This is a genomic window from Chryseobacterium oryctis, from assembly GCF_025971925.1.
GTDB lineage: Bacteria > Bacteroidota > Bacteroidia > Flavobacteriales > Weeksellaceae > Chryseobacterium > Chryseobacterium oryctis.
In genome coordinates, this window is the sequence record NZ_JAPDHV010000009.1 from 25644 (window position 1) to 43099 (window position 17456).

Sequence of the window (17456 nt, forward strand, 5' to 3'; positions counted from 1 at the left end):
TTATTCGTTAAATTTGCAGATTGAGATAATTTAGCAAAAATGAATTTACCTGAAAGTTATATTCCAATCCTTATACAGGCAGGTGTTGCGGTGGCATTCGTTGCAGTTTCTTTGCTTGGAGCTCATTTTTTAGGTCCAAAACAGAAAAAAGGAAATTCCGTAAAAAACCAAAGCTGGGAATGTGGAGTACCTGTAGAGGGAAACGCAAGAACGCCGTTTTCTATCAAATATTTTTTGACTGCAGTATTATTCGTATTATTCGATATTGAAATCGTATTTTTTTATCCTTATGCTGTAAACTTCAGAGAATTTGGAATGGAAGGATTCCTGGCTGTACTTACATTCGTAGCAATCTTCTTCATGGCGTTTTTTTATGTTTGGAAACGTGGCGCATTAGATTGGGATAAATAAATTTTAACATTAAAAGATTCAAGAATTTAAAGATTTAAATCATTACTAATTTTTAATCTTTAAGTCTTTTTAATCTTTAAATATTTATAAAAAATGTCAGATAAAAAACCAGTAATAAGAACAGATGCACCTGCTCCGGAAGGATTTGAAGGAGAAGGATTTTTCGCAACAAAACTGAGCAGTGTAATCGGGATGGCAAGAAAATTCTCTCTTTGGCCGTTACCTTTTGCAACCTCTTGTTGTGGTATTGAGTTTATGGCTACCCTAAACCCAACTTATGATGCTTCAAGATTCGGAATGGAAAGAAACTCTTTTTCACCGAGACAAGCTGACATGTTGATGGTTTGCGGAACTATTTCAAAAAAATTAGGTCCTGTACTAAAAGAAGTTTACACTCAGATGGCTGAACCGAAATGGGTGGTTGCTGTTGGAGCATGTGCTTCAAGCGGTGGTATTTTTGACACATATTCTGTATTGCAGGGAATTGATAAAATTATTCCTGTTGACGTTTATGTTCCAGGGTGTCCTCCAAGACCTGAGCAAATTATAGAAGGTGTAATGCAGGTTCAGGCTCTTGCAGAAAGCGAAAGCATCAGAAGAAGAGATATGCCTGAATATCAAAAATTATTAGATTCTTACAACATAAGTAACTAACGGAAATGACAAACGAATTTGTACTAGAAGCAATCACAAGAGAATTTCCGGAATCTGTAATCACAAGTTCAGAACCTTACGGAATGTTGACCATAGAAGTGAAGAAAGAAGATGTAAAGAAAATCATTCATTATCTTAAAGATTCATCTCTGGAAATCAACTTCTTGACAGATATCTGTGGAATTCATTATCCTGAATTTCCTGAGAAAGAAATTGGAGTAGTTTATCATTTACACAACATGATGACAAACTTCAGATTACGTCTTAAAATATTTATGTCCAGAGAAAATATTGAAGTTGATTCTCTTGTAGATTTATATGCTGGAGCTAACTGGATGGAAAGAGAAACTTACGATTTCTACGGAATTAAATTTAAAGGGCATCCTGATTTGAGACCTATTTTGAATATGGAAGATTTAGGATACCACCCAATGTTGAAAGAATATCGTCTTGAAGATGGCACAAGAACAGACAAGAACGATAGCATGTTCGGAAGATAATAGCGGAAGGCAATTAGCCAAAAGCAAATAGCTAAAAGCAAACATTATGAAAGATAACTCATTATCTAATATACTTAACCAATACGAAAGTAAGGAACAAATTGACGGACAATTATACACCCTCAATTTAGGACCAACCCACCCTGCAACGCATGGGATTTTCCAGAATATCTTAACGATGGATGGTGAGAGAATTCTTCATGCTGAGCAAACGGTTGGATATATCCATAGAGCATTTGAGAAAATTTCAGAAAGAAGAAACTATTCTCAAATCACAACCCTTACAGACCGTATGAATTACTGTTCTGCACCAATCAACAATCTGGGTTGGCACATGACGGTTGAAAAGCTAATCGGAGTTGAAGTTCCTAAACGTGTAGATTATATGCGTGTAATTTTGATGGAGTTAGCAAGAATCGGAGACCACCTTATTTGTAATGGTGTAACCGGAATGGACTCCGGAGCAATTACTGGTCTTACATACATGTTCATTGAAAGAGAACGTATTTATGATATGTATGAACAGATTTGTGGAGCAAGAATGACAACAAACATGGGAAGAATCGGAGGATTTGAAAGAGATTTCACTCCAAAATTCCATGAGTTATTAAAGGATTTCCTTAAAACCTTCCCACCAAGATTTAAAGAATTCTGTACTTTATTAGAAAGAAACAGAATTTTTATGGACAGAACCATCGGAGCTGGTGCAATTTCCGCTGAAAGAGCGTTAAGCTATGGTTTCACAGGTCCTAACCTACGTGCAACAGGTGTAGATTATGACGTGAGAGTTGCACAGCCATATTCTTCTTATCAAGATTTCGACTTCATTATTCCTGTAGGAACTGCAGGTGACACATATGACCGTTTCATGGTGCGTCAACAGGAAATCTGGGAATCAATTAAAATAATCAAACAAGCATACGAAAATCTTCCTGAAGGTCCGTTCCATGCGGATGTTCCTGATTTCTATCTTCCTGAGAAGGCGGATGTGTATCAAAAAATGGAAGCTTTAATTTATCACTTCAAAATTGTAATGGGAGAAACTGATGTTCCTAAAGGAGAAGTTTATCATGCTGTAGAAGGAGGAAACGGAGAATTAGGTTTCTATTTAGTGAGTGACGGAGGAAGAAGCCCATACAGACTTCACTTCAGAAGACCATGCTTTATCTACTACCAAGCTTACCCAGAAATGATTACAGGTTCTGTAATTTCTGATGCGATTGTAACAATGTGTAGTATGAATATTATTGCGGGAGAATTAGACGCATAAAAATTATAAAAGAACATTGTATAAACTACAATGTTCTTGAAAATATAAATAGTTAATAAATACTTTGTACTTTGTACAATGTACATTTTACAACAAAATAAAATGAGCGAAACAATAGCTTTTAAACCGGAAAGTTTAGCACAGGTACATAAAATTATCGCAAGATATCCTGAAGGAAGACAAAAATCTGCTCTCATCCCTGTTTTGCATTTAGCGCAAAAAGAATTTGGTGGATGGCTAGACGTTCCTGTAATGGATTATGTTGCAAGTTTATTGAGTATTAAACCAATTGAAGTATACGAAGTTGCTACGTTCTATACAATGTTCAATATGAAGCCGGTTGGTAAATATGTTTTAGAAGTTTGCAGAACAGGACCTTGCATGGTGAGTGGAAGTGAAAAAATTCTTAATCATATTAGAACTAAACTGAACATTAAGGATGGAGAAACTACCGAAGACGGTATGTTCACATTAAAACCAGCTGAATGTCTTGGAGCTTGTGGATATGCTCCAATGATGCAGTTAGGAAAATTCTTTCATGAAAATTTAACGATAGAAAAAGTAGATGAAATTCTGGATCTTTGTAGAGAAGGACAAATCGCTTTGGATTAATTAAAGATATACAATGAGTAAAAAACTTTTACTTAAAAACGCACATATAGAAGGTATTCGTTACTTTGAAACCTATCGTAAACACGGAGGTTATGAAGCAGCTGAAAAAGCCTTGAAAATGACACCGGACGAAATTCTGGAAGAAGTAAAAACTTCAGGACTTCGTGGTCGTGGAGGAGCAGGATTCCCAACTGGTATGAAGTGGAGCTTTTTGGCTAAACCTGAAGGTGTTCCGAGACATTTGGTTGTAAATGCTGATGAATCTGAGCCCGGAACCTTCAAAGACAGATATTTGATGGAATTTCTTCCTCATTTATTAATTGAGGGAATGTTGATTTCATCTTACTGTTTAGGTTCAAACGTTTCTTATATCTACATCCGTGGAGAATACTCTTGGATTCCTGATATTTTAGAAGAAGCTATTGAAGAAGCTAAAGCTGCCGGATTTTTAGGTAAAAACATCTTAGGAACTGGTTTCGATTTAGAAATCTACGTTCAGAGAGGTGGTGGAGCTTATATCTGTGGAGAAGAAACTGCGTTGTTGGAATCTCTTGAAGGAAAAAGAGGAAATCCAAGATTGAAACCACCATTCCCTGCTGTAAAAGGACTTTGGGAAAGACCAACGGTGGTAAATAACGTTGAATCTATCGCAGCAATTGTTCCAATTATTGATATTACAGGAGCTGAATACGCTAAAATCGGAGTTGGAAGATCTACCGGTACAAAATTAATTTCTGCATGCGGAAATATCAACAAACCCGGAGTTTATGAAATAGACATGACTATTACTGTTGAAGAATTCATTTACTCTGACGAATATTGTGGAGGAATTAAAGACGGGAAAAGATTGAAAGCTTGTATTCCTGGAGGAAGTTCTGTTCCGATTGTTCCTGCCAATTTATTATTAAAAACCGTAAACGGAGAGCCAAGATATATGAACTATGAATCATTAGCTGACGGTGGTTTTGCTACTGGAACAATGATGGGTTCAGGAGGTTTTATAGTTTTAGATGAAGATCAGTGTGTTGTAGAGCATACTATGACTTTAGCAAGATTCTATAATCATGAAAGTTGCGGACAATGTACTCCTTGTCGTGAAGGAACGGGTTGGATGTACAAAATCTTGAAAAAAATTGAAAACGGACAAGGAAAAATGGAAGATATCGATCTACTTTGGGATATCCAGAGAAAAATCGAAGGAAACACTATTTGTCCATTGGGTGATGCAGCAGCTTGGCCTGTTGCAGCGGCTATTCGTCACTTCAGAGATGAGTTTGAATGGCACGTCAAAAACCCAGAATTGTGTTTAACACAAAATTATGGGTTAGCGAATTACGCAGATCCAATTCCTGCAGTTGAAAAAAATGTTTAGATGAAAAAGTTACTTGTTGTTGGCGTATTGATGTCGAACTTTGTTTTCGGACAAGAAAAAAAAGATACATTAGTAGAAAGAAACGTAGAGCCAATTGCAGAACCGGTTTATAAAAAGGAAGTAAACCCTTTCAAAAAAGGTTCGGTAATGCTATTTTGGGGATGGAATAATTCAGCTTATTCAAATTCAGACATCCATTTTAAAGGTGACGGATATGATTTTCAGCTGAATAATGTTAAAGCTAATGACAGACAGTCTGCTTTTAGATGGAATTTATATTTTAATCCTGCTAAAGTTACTGTTCCTCAGGTAAATTATAGAGTAACGTATTTTATTAAAGATAATTTAGGAATCACTTTGGGGATGGATCATATGAAATATGTGATGCCGCAAAACCAGACTGTAGATTTTAAAGGATATATTGACAATCCCGAATATGCCTCAATGATAAAAGATGGAAAAGTAGATCTAAGCGATTCAAACTTTTTGACATTTGAACATACGGACGGGCTTAATTATATCAATATCGGAGCTCAAAAATATCTGAATATCTATGACAAAAAAAATATTGATGTTTTTTGGAGTTATGGAGGAGGAATTGGAGCTTTAGTTCCTAAATCTAACATCAAACTAATGGGAAATGAAAGAAGTGACAGATTTCATTTAGCAGGTTTTGGAGCCGATATAAGAACTTCCGTAAGTGTTGTAGTACTAAGACACATCGTATTACAGGCTGAAGGTAAATTTGGGTATATCAATATGCCGGACATTAAAACAACTCTTAATAACAAACCTGATAAAGCATCTCAGGATTTTGTTTACGGACAGTTTAATTTCGGAATCGGATATACATTTAATACAAAAAAGTATAATTAAAATATAGCTTAAAAGCTTTTAACAGCATAAGCGAAAAGCATAGAATATGAGCGAAGAGGTTAAAAAATTCAAAATAACTATAGACGGACAGACTACTGAAGTTTTGCCTGGAACTTCTATTTTGGAAGCAGCAAGACAAATTGGTGGAAAATCTGTACCTCCTGCAATGTGCTATTACAGCAAATTAGAAACAAGTGGAGGTAGATGTAGAACTTGTCTTGTGGAAGTTTCTAAAGGATCGGAAGCAGATCCTCGTCCTATGCCAAAATTAGTTGCAAGTTGCAGAACTAATGTAATGGATGGTATGGAAGTAAAAAATCTTACTTCTGAAAAAGCTCAGGAAGGTAGAAAAGCCGTTACTGAATTCTTATTGGTAAACCACCCATTAGACTGCCCTATTTGTGATCAGGCTGGTGAATGTCATCTTCAGGACTTAGGATATGAGCACGGTGTAGAAAACACAAGAACTGAATTTGAAAGAAATACCTATGAAGCCGACGATCTTGGTCCTCATATTAAATTGAATATGAATCGTTGTATTCTTTGTGCAAGATGTGTGTTAGCTGCAAACCAATTAACTGGTGAAAGAGAACACGGAATTCTTTTCAGAGGAGATCATGCTGAAATTTCAACGTATTTAAATAAAGCTTTAGACAATGACTTCATCGGAAACGTAATCGACGTTTGTCCGGTTGGAGCTTTAACAGACAGAACGGCTCGTTTTGCTAGTAGAGTTTGGTTTACAAAACCAATGAATGCTACTTGTAAATGTGATAAATGTTCAGGAAAAGCTGTTGTTTGGATGAAAGGAGAAGAAATAGTAAGAGTAACAGCAAGAAAAGACCAATGGGGAGAAGTTGAAGAGTTTATCTGCGATACTTGCCGTTTCGAAAGAAAGAGCCTAAGCGATTGGAATATTGAAGGGCCTAGACATATCGACAGACATTCAGTTATTTCACTGAATCACTATGAAAAGCCAAAAGACGAGCTAAGAGTTTTAGACAACCCTATGGCAAAAGAAATTAGTGAAAAAGACGAAAAATAAATTTAATAAGATACAGATTTCAGAAACAGGTTTAATCTAATTTCTAACTTCTAATATCTAACATCTATAAAAATAAAAATGGATTTACTTACATTTAAACTTATACTTGTACTAGCACTTTTCCTGCTTTCATTAACGATTGCGGCCTACTCTACCTGGGCAGAAAGAAAAGTTGCCTCTATCATGCAAGATAGAATTGGACCTAACAGAGCAGGACCATTCGGTTTACTACAACCTCTTGCCGACGGTGGAAAGTTTTTCTTTAAAGAAGATTTTACACCAGCTAATGCAGAAAAATTCCTTTTCGTATTAGGTCCCGCATTGGTAATGTTCATATCATTAATCACAGGAGCAGTTATTCCTTGGGGTAAAAGTTTAAATATTGCAGGTACTTCTTTTGATCTTCAGGTTGCCAATATCGATGTTGGTGTACTTTTCATCATCGGGATGGCTTCAATTGGTGTTTACGGAATCATGATTGGAGGTTGGGCTTCCAACAACAAATATTCATTATTAGGTGCAATTCGTGCTTCTTCTCAGATGATTTCTTATGAATTGGCAATGGGATTGGCTTTACTTTCTATCATTATGATGTCAGGAAGTTTAGATTTAAAAGAAATCACAGAAAGCCAAACAGGCGGAAAACTTTGGGGAATTATTCCTTGGGTTTCTGGTATGAACTGGAATATTTTCTATCAGCCAATTGCATTCCTTGTGTTCTTTGTAGCAGCTTTAGCAGAAACCAACAGACACCCTTTCGATTTACCGGAGTGTGAATCTGAATTGGTAACAGGATATTCTACAGAATATTCATCTATGAAGTTAGGTTTATATATGTTTGGTGAATATGTGAATATGTTTATTTCTAATGCTTTCATGGTTGTTCTTTTCTTTGGAGGATACAACTATCCGGGAATTGAGTGGGTAACTCAAAATTGGGGAGAAAACGCTGCCGGAATTTTAAGTATTGTAGCATTTTTAACAAAAACAGTAATTGGAATCTTGATCTTCATGTGGATCAGATGGACGCTTCCAAGATTCAGATATGACCAATTAATGCACTTAGGATGGAAAACTTTAATTCCTATGGCATTAGTAAACCTATTGATTACAGGTGCTGTAATTTTAGCGTTTGCAAACTAAGAGATAAGAAAATATTTTTAAATGCTGAATAGAAGTTCAGCCTAAAAAAATTAAAATAAATGAAACTTACGAACAGATCAAAAGTTGTTTCTAATAAAGAAATGACCCTTGCTGAAAAAATCTACTTACCTGCGATTTTTACAGGAATGGGGATTACATTTAAGCATGCTGTAAGAACCGTGATAAAAGGTGCTCCCGCTGTATATTCGTATCCGGAAGTTAAAAAACCGAGAGCTTCTATCTGGAGAGGTCAGCACGTTCTGAAAAGAGATGAAGAAGGCAGAGAAAGATGTACGGCTTGTGGACTTTGTGCGGTTGCATGTCCTGCTGAAGCAATTACGATGACTGCTGCTGAAAGAACCAAAGACGAAAAACACCTTTACAGAGAAGAAAAATATGCCGAAATATATGAGATCAATATGTTGAGATGTATCTTCTGCGGAATGTGTGAAGAAGCTTGTCCGAAATCTGCTATTTATCTTACAGACAGATTAGTAGATGTGGAAACAAACAGAGGTTCTTTCATCTATGGAAAAGATAAATTAGTTGAAAAAATAAATGAAAGGATTGATATCACTACAAGACAATCCGAGAAACAAAAAAATGCGGTAAAATAATGGATCAGTTTTTATTTTTCTTGGTGGCGTTTTTAGCAGTTGCAAGTGCTGTATATTTTGTATTTGCAAGAAATCCTTTATATGCTATTTTGTCATTAATTGTTACAATGTTTTCAATTGCAGGAATGTATATTCTTTTGAATGCACAATTCTTGGCAATTATTCAGATTATAGTTTACGCAGGTGCTATCATGGTATTATTCCTTTATATCCTAATGATGCTTAACCTTAATAAACAAGACGAAAGTAAGAAGAACAATACTTTAAAATTTGTTGGAGTTTTTACGGCGGGTCTTTTATTAATTGGTGTTTTAGGAGTAATCAGAGGAGTTCAGGACAACCATATTGTTGTGGAAAATGTAGACAGAGGGGTTGGTCTTACAAAAAACTTGGGTAGACTTTTGTTTAATGAATATGTTTTACCGTTTGAACTTGCATCCATCCTTATTTTGGCAGGTATTGTAGGTGCGGTACTAATTGGTAAAAAAGATTTATAAAATTATGGGAGAAGTAAATACATTTATACAAAGCATCCCTCTGAATTATTTCATTATTCTTTCATCAGTATTATTCTGTTTGGGAGTATTGGGAGTATTATTGAGAAAAAATGCTATTGTTATTTTGGGTTGTGTAGAGCTTATGCTAAATTCTGTAAACCTTTTATTGGCTGCTTTTTCAGCATATAAAGGTAACGGAGACGGACAACTTTTAGTTTTCTTCATTATGGTGGTTGCTGCTGCGGAAGTAGCGGTAGGTTTGGCAATTATTGCTATGCTTTATAGAAATACCCGTTCTGTAGATGTTAGTATATTTAATAAATTAAGAGGATAAGAATGGAGAATTTAGTATATGCAATAGTACTTTTACCACTTTTAGGTTTTCTTATTAACGGTTTATTTGGGAAAAGCCTTCCGAAAATATTAGTAGGTTCCTTAGCTACTGCGGTAGTTTTTGGTTCGTTCTGTATTGCGGTAAGTCTTTTTCTGAACTTCAGTTCAGAAAGCCAACCTGTAATTATAAGAGCTTTTGAATGGTTTAGAGTAAATGGTGTTCAAGTTAATTTTGGATTCCAAATTGATCAGTTATCATTAATGATGGTAATGATCATCACAGGTATCGGTTCTTTAATCCACCTGTACTCTATCGGATATATGAGCCATGATAAAGGTTTCTATAAGTTTTTCACTTATTTGAACCTGTTTATCTTCTCAATGTTATTATTGGTAATGGGAAGCAACTACCTTATCTTATTCATCGGATGGGAAGGTGTAGGATTGTGTTCTTATTTACTAATCGGTTTCTGGTATACCAACGAAGAATATGGTAAAGCTGCAAGAAAAGCATTCATTATGAACAGAATTGGTGACCTTGCGTTATTGATTGGTATTTTCATGATTGCAGGACAAACCAACGCTGTTGATTATCTTACTGTAGCTGAAAACGCTGGAAAATTTGAGTTAGACGGAAGCGTAATTATCTTTATTACAGCAAGTTTATTTATTGGTGCAACTGGTAAATCTGCTCAGGTTCCTTTATATACTTGGTTACCAGATGCGATGGCTGGTCCTACTCCTGTCTCAGCGTTGATTCACGCTGCTACAATGGTAACTGCAGGTATTTATTTAGTAGTAAGATCAAACTTCTTATTTACTTTAGCACCTACAGTTCAGGGAGGAATTTTATTCATCGGATTCTTAACGGCAGCTCTGGCTGGTTTTTATGCGCTTCGTCAAAACGATATCAAAAAAGTATTGGCATATTCTACAGTTTCACAACTTGGATTTATGTTCATCGCTTTAGGTCTTGGAGCGTATACTACGGCAATGTTCCACGTAATGACACACGCTTTCTTTAAAGCATTATTATTCTTAGGAGCAGGTTCGGTGATTCACGCGATGAGCAACGAACAGGATATGCGTTTCATGGGAGGCTTGAAAAAATATATTCCTCTTACTCATGTAACTTTCCTTATCGGAACATTAGCTATTTCAGGATTCCCTTTATTGTCAGGGATGATTTCTAAAGATGAAATTTTAGTCGCTGCTTTTGCTAAAAACCCTATTTATTGGGTAATCTTATTTGTTTTAGCAGCAATTACGGCAACATATATGTTCAGACTGTATTATTTGACTTTCCACGGAGAGTTCAGAGGTACAGAAGAGCAAAAACATCACTTACACGAAAGCCCTGCAAATATGACTTTACCATTAATCGTATTAGCAATTCTTTCTGTACTTGGTGGATTTATTAACCTTCCTCACTTCATCGGTCATGGTCATTACGCAAAATTAATGGAATGGCTGAAACCGGTTCTTACTGAGGAAAGTTTTAAACAAATGGAAGCAACTCTTTCTGGAGTTCCGTTTAATACTGAAATGATACTTTTAGGAGCAACAGTTATCATGTTCTTCTGTGTTTGGTTTATTGTTAAAAACACTTATGTTAATAAGAAAAAACAAGCACTTCCTGAAGAGCAGTATACCGGATGGGAAAAACTGTCTGCTAAAAAATTATATATTGACGAGCTTTACAATGCATTGATTGTAAAAACTGTTGAAGGATTAGGTCGTGGAGGAAAGATGTTTGATAAAGGTATTCTTGATCGTTTTGTAGACTTTGTGGGTGATGGTGCTGAAGATAGCGGAAAAGCTATGAAACGTATTCAGAACGGAAATGTTGAGAACTACATTCTTATCATGTCTTTAGCTGTGGGAATTATATTAATTGTTAACTTTTTATTACAATAATAATGTCTTGTTTGTTATTAACATTATTACTATTACCTCTAGTAGGTTCGGGATTAGTTTTTGCATGGAAGAGTAATTCCAGCAAATATTTGGCACTGGGAATTGCATTGGTACAAATGCTTGTAACGTTTTACATTACGGCGGATTTTGATTTTAATCCGACTGTAGACAGCGTTTTACAGCATGAAATCAATTATCCTTGGTCACAATTTATGAAGAGTTCTCTTCACTTCGGTATCGATGGGATGAGTTTGCTTCTTTTATTGTTGACTAATATTTTAGCGCCAATCATTATTTTATCTTCTTTTAATGAAAATGTAAGTTATAGAAACTCTTTCTACGGTTTGATTTTGCTGATGCAATTCGGATTGGTAGGAGTTTTCACATCTCTTGATGGGTTATTATTTTACATTTTCTGGGAAGTAACTTTAATTCCGATTTGGTTTATTGCCGGACTTTGGGGTCAGGAGAATAAAAGGTTTGAATTTACTACGAAATTCTTTGTATATACATTCGTTGGATCATTATTCATGTTAGCAGGTTTGATTTATGTTTATAACTACTCTGCTTCATTTGCTCTAACAGATCTGTATAATGCTCAACTAAACGAAGTACAACAAACAGTGGTTTTCTGGTTTATTTTCTTTGCTTTTGCAGTGAAATTACCGGTATTTCCTTTCCACACTTGGCAACCGGATACTTATACATATTCACCGACTCAAGGTTCAATGCTTTTATCGGGTATCATGCTTAAAATGGCTGTATATGGAGTAATGCGTTATTTATTACCAATCACTCCACTTCCAATTGCTGGAATTTCAGGACAGATTGTAATTATCCTTGCGATTGTTGGAATTGTTCATGGTGCACTTATAGCTATTATTCAGACAGATATGAAGAGAATTATTGCCTATTCTTCTTTCTCTCACGTTGGATTAATGGTTGCAGGTATCTTCGCTTCTGCTGTAATTAGCTTGAGAGGAACTTTCAATATTGAAGGTGCTGAAGGTGCTTTGGTACAGACTTTTGCGCACGGTATTAACGTGGTTGGGCTGTTCTACTGCTGTGATATTTTATACAAAAGATTCAAATCAAGAGACATTAGACAAATGGGAGGTCTTGCTAAAGTAGCTCCAAAATTTGCTGTATTGTTCCTGATTATTATACTAGGTTCAATGGGAGTTCCATTGACAAATGGATTCATCGGAGAATTTATTTTGTTGAAATCTGTTTATGATTTTAACGGATTGGCAGCTGTAATTGCAGGTCTTACGGTAATTCTTTGTGCCGTATATTTATTGAGATTCTACGGAAAAGCAATGTTCGGACAAGGAAATGATGAGGTTTTGAGCACAGCAAAAGATTTATCTGCTGTAGAATTCTCTGTATTGGCAAGTTTAGCGGTTTTTGTGATTTTACTTGGTATTTTCCCACAACCGGTAATCGAAATGGTGAATAGTTCGTTGAAGTTTATCTACCAATCAATGGTAAGTTAATTTGATATTTTAAGAAATGAGTGTTTTAATTATTGTTTTCCTAACGGCAGTTATTGCGTTATTTTCAGGAGTTTTTGAACAAGGAAAATTCGCAAGATACATTGGGATTTTGGGATTAATCATCGCATTATGGGTAAGTTTCATGCCAGAGTGCTCGTTCTTCGAACAGTACAGACACATGTACGACTATACTGCAAATACTGCGTTATTCACTAAGATATCAATTGTAACGACATTATTGTTATTCTTTTTAGGAGGTTTTGCGTTCAGTAATCACAGAAGTCACCAATCAGAACTATATGCATTAATGCTTTTTGCTCTTTGTGGAGGAATTATTCTTTTTGGATATCAGAACTTAGTAACGATGTTCTTAGGAGTTGAGATTCTTTCTATTCCTTTATATGTAATGGCCGGAGCTAATAAAACTGATTTGAGATCAAACGAAGCTTCTATTAAATATTTCTTAATGGGTGCATTTGCGACAGGTTTCTTACTTTTCGGTATTGCATTCATCTACGGAAGTGCAGGAAGTTTTGATTTGTATAAAATCCATGATTTCGGAGTTTCAAATCCTAAAGACGTAATGTTTATTTTAGGAGTTTTATTGATTCTTTGTGCGTTGGCATTCAAAGTAGCATTAGCACCTTTCCATATGTGGAGTCCTGATGTTTATTACGGTGCTCCTTCGTTAATCACAGCTTTTATGGCGAGTGTTGTGAAAATCTCAGGATTCTTTGCTCTCTTCAGATTAATGACAATAGGTTTTTCAGGAGTTACAGCAGATTGGATTAATGTTTTCGGAGTATTCTTAATCATTACTTTACTTTTGGCAAACGTTATGGGTCTTGCTCAGACCAATGCAAAAAGAATGTTGGCTTACTCTTCTGTTTCTCACGCAGGATATATTGGTTTAGTTTTCTTCGGAATGACAAGCCTTTCTACTTATAATTTAGCTTTCTATTTGTTTGCTTACTCTTTATCAACTGTAGGAGTTTTCATGTGCTTGATTTATGTAGAAAAATTAAAAAGAGAAACTTCATTCGGAGCTTTCAAAGGATTAGCAAAATCTGAACCTTTATTGGCAACAGTAGCGGCAATCTCTATGCTTTCAATGGCTGGAGTTCCTTTAACGGCAGGTTTCATGGGTAAATTTGCTTTATTCTCTCAGGCAATGAACGGTGCGGCTTTCTTAGTTTTAATCGCTGTTTTAGGTTCTGCAGTTTCAATTGCATATTACTTAAGACTAATTATTTCAATGTTTTTCTTTAAAGAAAGTTCATTTAAATCTTCGGAAAAAGTAACACTTACTTACAATATTGTAGCTGTAGTAATTATAGCATCAATCATTGCTTTAGGAGTTTTCCCAGATTTATTTGCAAAACAGTTCGGGTTGTAAAAATCAATCTAAAATAAAATATGGCACAGCAGAAATGTTGTGCTTTTTTTATAAATTTACTTCAAATTTCAGTTTTGTCAAATCTTTACAAAAAAGACTCCCCTTTTCAAGTTTATATTTCATTCAAAAAATATTTGGATGTATTGGAGCATATCCGCTACAACGACAGACTTGAATATCGTGCTAATTATGCAGAGTCACTTATTGAAAAGACTAAGAATTTTCAGGAACTGAGAGACGGTTTTCAGGATTTGAGTTTACTTGAAAAAAATAAAGACCTCATCAAGCTTCTTTTGGCCGATCTTTTCCCAACCGGTCTTACTCTTAACGAAATAAAAGCAGCAAGTATTCCCATTTCAAATATTACCTTCAATTATACGGAAAGGTTTAAAAATATTCTGAAAGATGCGGGGAAAGATTTTGAAATCGAACTAAGAAACATTAATGATGATGATTTTTATGTATTCTGCTGCTGTCTGATTTTACAGACTTATTTCAAGCGAGATATAAAAACTTCACAGCCTCTCTATTATGATATTCCAGACAAGCGAGGAATCATAAAGCATTATAAAATTACTGTAAATTCTGATTTCAGTGAGGTTTATCCTACAGAAGAGGTGAAAATTCCGAGTGATGAAATCATTGATATGCTACTCGAAAATCTAGATGATGTAAAACTTTGGAAAAAATACTTCCCATCAAAATCATGGATTTTGAGCGGATTCACAATAATTTCCTTGGTCGATTGCACTACAGAAGTAGCTCTATCAGATTTAAAGTCAATAATGATAAAAATTGATCCGGAAGATCTTACTCCTGATCAAAATTTAAAAGAAATTTTTAAATCCTATTTTGATGTCGCGGATCTGAATTTTGGCTTAATGCTTTTCAATAAAAAGGAAAAAAAATTAGAAAGAGTTCCTATTTATGAAAATGTTTTCACCAATCATATTCTTGATTTTTGGATCAATACTTTCGATGAAGAAGTTCAGAAAACCGCTTTTGAAAATTTCAATTACAATTCAAAACCAATTGTTATTTCAAATGTCAATAATCTCGATAATGAAGTAAAAAAGTTGCCTTCATTTAATATTCTCAAAGAAAATAACATTAATAGCTTCATGGTAATTCCTATAATGAAAGACAATGAATTACTTGCCATCATGGAGTTTACCTCACCTATAGCCAACAGTTTGAATGGTTTGAAGTTAAAAAAACTTGAATTTTTTGTTGATATCATTTTATATTCGTTAAACAGATTCAATTTTGAAAGAAATAACCAGATTGAGGCCATTATTCAAAGGGAATACACCACCATTCATGACAGTGTAGTCTGGAAATTCAGAAATGAAGCTGAAAAGTATTACAACGCTTTTCTTGCAAAAAAAATGTATACGCTGAAGCAGATTACATTCAAAAATCTGGCCCCTCTTTTCGGTTTTTCAGATATTCGTTCTTCATCTGCGATACGTTTTAACTTAATGCAGAAAGATTTATACGAGCAGATTTATTCATTGAAAGATGTTTTTTCATTTGTAAATTCTGATTCAAAAAAATTTCTTTCAATATTAGATATTTTTGAAAATGAACTCAAAAATGAAATTAAAGCAGATACAGAACAAAGATTTCAGAAACTATTAAAAGAGGAAATTCACCCTTTCTTACAAGGAAAACTTGAAACAAAAGAAACAAAGGAGGTTAAAAATAAAATCAAAAATTATTTTTCACAGATTTTCACCCAAAATCATTTATTCTATGCCCATAGAAAAGATTTGGATGAATCAATCACTTTGGTAAACCGAAAATTAGCCAATATGCTTGATGAAAGCCAAATTACTGCTCAACAGGTTTTTCCGCATTATTATGAAAGATTTAAATCTGACGGTGTAGAACATAACTTATATATTGGTAAAAGTATTTCTCCGGACTTAAATTACACTTCCAAGGTTGTTCATAAATTAAGGTATTGGCAATTGAGTACAATTTGCAAGATGGAGCTGGAGTTTCAGAAGTTCAAAAAAGACTTGCCAATTCCTTTAGATATTGCTTCGTTGATTTTCGTTTATAACGAAAAAATAGACATTCGTTTCAGAATGGATGAAAAACGATTTGATATAGACGGGGCTTACAATTCTTATTATGAAATTATAAAAAAACGTCTAGACAAAGCACACATTAAAGATTCTGATGAAAGAATAACCTGTCCCGGAAAAATCACCATAGTTTATTTCGGAATGGAAAATCAAAAAGAATATTTAGATTATATCAACAAGCTTCAGAAAAAAGGCATCCTTCAGAATGATACGGAATTCTTAAAAGTTGAAGACTTACAAGGAATTACAGGATTATTGGCTCTGAGAGTTTCTCTATCTTCTCAAAATTAATCTATAAAATAAGAACTAGGTTTAGGCAATTCACTTTGCGAAATTTCTGCCTGTTCAAAAATTGAGAATTCAATTGTTCGGCAAATGCTATTTAATGCCAAATCGTTTTCTTCTTCTCCAAAAGGCTCCCCAATTTCCTGAATAATTGCATCCAATGCAATAAAAGTATAGCTAATAAGAAGTACAATAAGAGGCATCATCCACTCCAAAGTATCAACCAAACCGAAAGGCAGCCAAAAACAATATAAATAGACCGTGCGATGCAAAAGAATACTGTAAGGGAAAGGCAACGGCGTATTATGAATCCTTTCACATCCTCCATAGATATTAGAAAACTGATTCAGTTGATGATCCATTTGAGCTAAAACAATGGTATCAATATTTCCTTTTTTATTCTGTTCATTCAGCCATTCTGCAATAAATCCTAAAATAATATTCGGAATAAACTTTTTCCCATCCAACTGCTTCACCCGCTCCGGAGAAAGTAATCTTAAAAGGTGTTCGTTTCCCGATTTCTCCCTCAATTCATAGTTTAAAGACCAACAAAATGCTGAAATTAATTTTACAATTTCTTGTTTTTCCTTTTTAGCATCGGGTGAAGAATTATTTACTAATGTCAGAATCTGCCTGGTAAGTGACCGTGTTTCGTTAACCAATAATCCCCAAAGTTTTCGTCCTTCCCAATATCTGTCATAGCTTGCGGAATTGCAAAATCCCATAAAAATAGCCAATGCCAAACCTATTAACGTAAAAATAGTCGGATTGAGATGAACTTTATAATCGAAAATCTTACCCTTGAAAATATATATTGCTAAAGAAAACATTGTGATAGCCAAAAGCTGAACAATGGTTTTCTTCAACACAGAACCTCTCCATACAAACAACATTTTCAGCCAATGTGTACGCTGTCTGACAATCATTTTATAATTGATT

At 34.7% G+C, this 17456-nt stretch carries 17 protein-coding genes; 16 read left to right on the plus strand and 1 reads right to left on the minus strand.

Annotation, left to right across the window (positions count from 1 at the left end):
- Positions 1 to 39: 39 nt before the first annotated feature.
- The 16 genes from OH806_RS15435 to OH806_RS15510 all read left to right on the plus strand — a co-directional run bounded on the left by OH806_RS15435 (position 40) and on the right by OH806_RS15510 (position 16523).
- Positions 40 to 411 carry an NADH-quinone oxidoreductase subunit A gene (locus OH806_RS15435; protein WP_040996932.1) on the plus strand — a complete coding sequence of 124 codons (372 nt, stop codon included), beginning with the start codon at positions 40 to 42 and terminating at the stop codon, positions 409 to 411.
- A 93-nt stretch (positions 412 to 504) separates the two neighbouring features.
- Positions 505 to 1065 carry an NADH-quinone oxidoreductase subunit B gene (locus OH806_RS15440; RefSeq protein WP_034712360.1) on the plus strand — a complete coding sequence of 187 codons (561 nt, stop codon included), beginning with the start codon at positions 505 to 507 and terminating at the stop codon, positions 1063 to 1065.
- Between the two features lie 5 nt (positions 1066 to 1070).
- Positions 1071 to 1565: an NADH-quinone oxidoreductase subunit C gene (locus tag OH806_RS15445; RefSeq protein ID WP_264744579.1), complete on the plus strand. Its 495-nt coding sequence runs from the start codon at positions 1071 to 1073 to the stop codon at positions 1563 to 1565.
- A gap of 46 nt (positions 1566 to 1611) precedes the next feature.
- Positions 1612 to 2835: an NADH dehydrogenase (quinone) subunit D gene (nuoD, locus tag OH806_RS15450; RefSeq protein ID WP_264744580.1), complete on the plus strand. Its 1224-nt coding sequence runs from the start codon at positions 1612 to 1614 to the stop codon at positions 2833 to 2835.
- A gap of 102 nt (positions 2836 to 2937) precedes the next feature.
- A complete protein-coding gene (locus OH806_RS15455; RefSeq protein WP_264744581.1) occupies positions 2938 to 3447 on the plus strand; it encodes an NADH-quinone oxidoreductase subunit NuoE family protein in 510 nt (169 codons plus the stop codon).
- 13 nt (positions 3448 to 3460) lie between these two features.
- A complete protein-coding gene (gene nuoF / locus OH806_RS15460; RefSeq protein ID WP_264744582.1) occupies positions 3461 to 4819 on the plus strand; it encodes an NADH-quinone oxidoreductase subunit NuoF in 1359 nt (452 codons plus the stop codon).
- Positions 4820 to 5695: a hypothetical protein gene (locus OH806_RS15465; protein WP_264744583.1), complete on the plus strand. Its 876-nt coding sequence runs from the start codon at positions 4820 to 4822 to the stop codon at positions 5693 to 5695.
- A gap of 46 nt (positions 5696 to 5741) precedes the next feature.
- A complete protein-coding gene (locus OH806_RS15470; RefSeq protein WP_264744584.1) occupies positions 5742 to 6740 on the plus strand; it encodes an NADH-quinone oxidoreductase subunit G in 999 nt (332 codons plus the stop codon).
- 78 nt (positions 6741 to 6818) lie between these two features.
- Positions 6819 to 7883, plus strand: coding sequence for an NADH-quinone oxidoreductase subunit NuoH (gene nuoH / locus OH806_RS15475; protein WP_264744585.1), 1065 nt, complete (start codon positions 6819 to 6821; stop codon positions 7881 to 7883).
- Positions 7884 to 7942: 59 nt separating this feature from the next.
- The gene (locus OH806_RS15480; protein WP_264744586.1) at positions 7943 to 8500 is read left to right on the plus strand and encodes a NuoI/complex I 23 kDa subunit family protein; all 558 of its coding nucleotides are present in this window, start codon (positions 7943 to 7945) and stop codon (positions 8498 to 8500) included.
- Entirely contained in the window at positions 8500 to 8997 is a 498-nt protein-coding gene (locus OH806_RS15485) for an NADH-quinone oxidoreductase subunit J family protein (protein WP_264744587.1), read from the plus strand. Before OH806_RS15480 ends, OH806_RS15485 begins: the two co-directional genes overlap by 1 nt.
- A 4-nt stretch (positions 8998 to 9001) precedes the next feature.
- Complete coding sequence (gene nuoK, locus OH806_RS15490; protein WP_027380123.1) at positions 9002 to 9331, plus strand: NADH-quinone oxidoreductase subunit NuoK; 330 nt, start codon at positions 9002 to 9004, stop codon at positions 9329 to 9331.
- Positions 9332 to 9333: 2 nt separating this feature from the next.
- Positions 9334 to 11247 carry an NADH-quinone oxidoreductase subunit L gene (gene nuoL, locus OH806_RS15495; RefSeq protein WP_264744588.1) on the plus strand — a complete coding sequence of 638 codons (1914 nt, stop codon included), beginning with the start codon at positions 9334 to 9336 and terminating at the stop codon, positions 11245 to 11247.
- A 2-nt stretch (positions 11248 to 11249) separates the two neighbouring features.
- Positions 11250 to 12743 carry a complex I subunit 4 family protein gene (locus OH806_RS15500; RefSeq protein ID WP_264744589.1) on the plus strand — a complete coding sequence of 498 codons (1494 nt, stop codon included), beginning with the start codon at positions 11250 to 11252 and terminating at the stop codon, positions 12741 to 12743.
- Between the two features lie 16 nt (positions 12744 to 12759).
- Entirely contained in the window at positions 12760 to 14139 is a 1380-nt protein-coding gene (locus tag OH806_RS15505) for an NADH-quinone oxidoreductase subunit N (protein WP_264744590.1), read from the plus strand.
- Between the two features lie 74 nt (positions 14140 to 14213).
- Complete coding sequence (locus tag OH806_RS15510) at positions 14214 to 16523, plus strand: GAF domain-containing protein (protein ID WP_264744591.1); 2310 nt, start codon at positions 14214 to 14216, stop codon at positions 16521 to 16523.
- On the opposite strand, the gene OH806_RS15515 is transcribed toward OH806_RS15510, so the two are convergent.
- Entirely contained in the window at positions 16520 to 17443 is a 924-nt protein-coding gene (locus OH806_RS15515) for a bestrophin family protein (protein WP_264744592.1), read from the minus strand. The two genes, OH806_RS15510 and OH806_RS15515, sit on opposite strands and share 4 nt — an antisense overlap.
- Between the last annotated feature and the right edge of the window lie 13 nt (positions 17444 to 17456).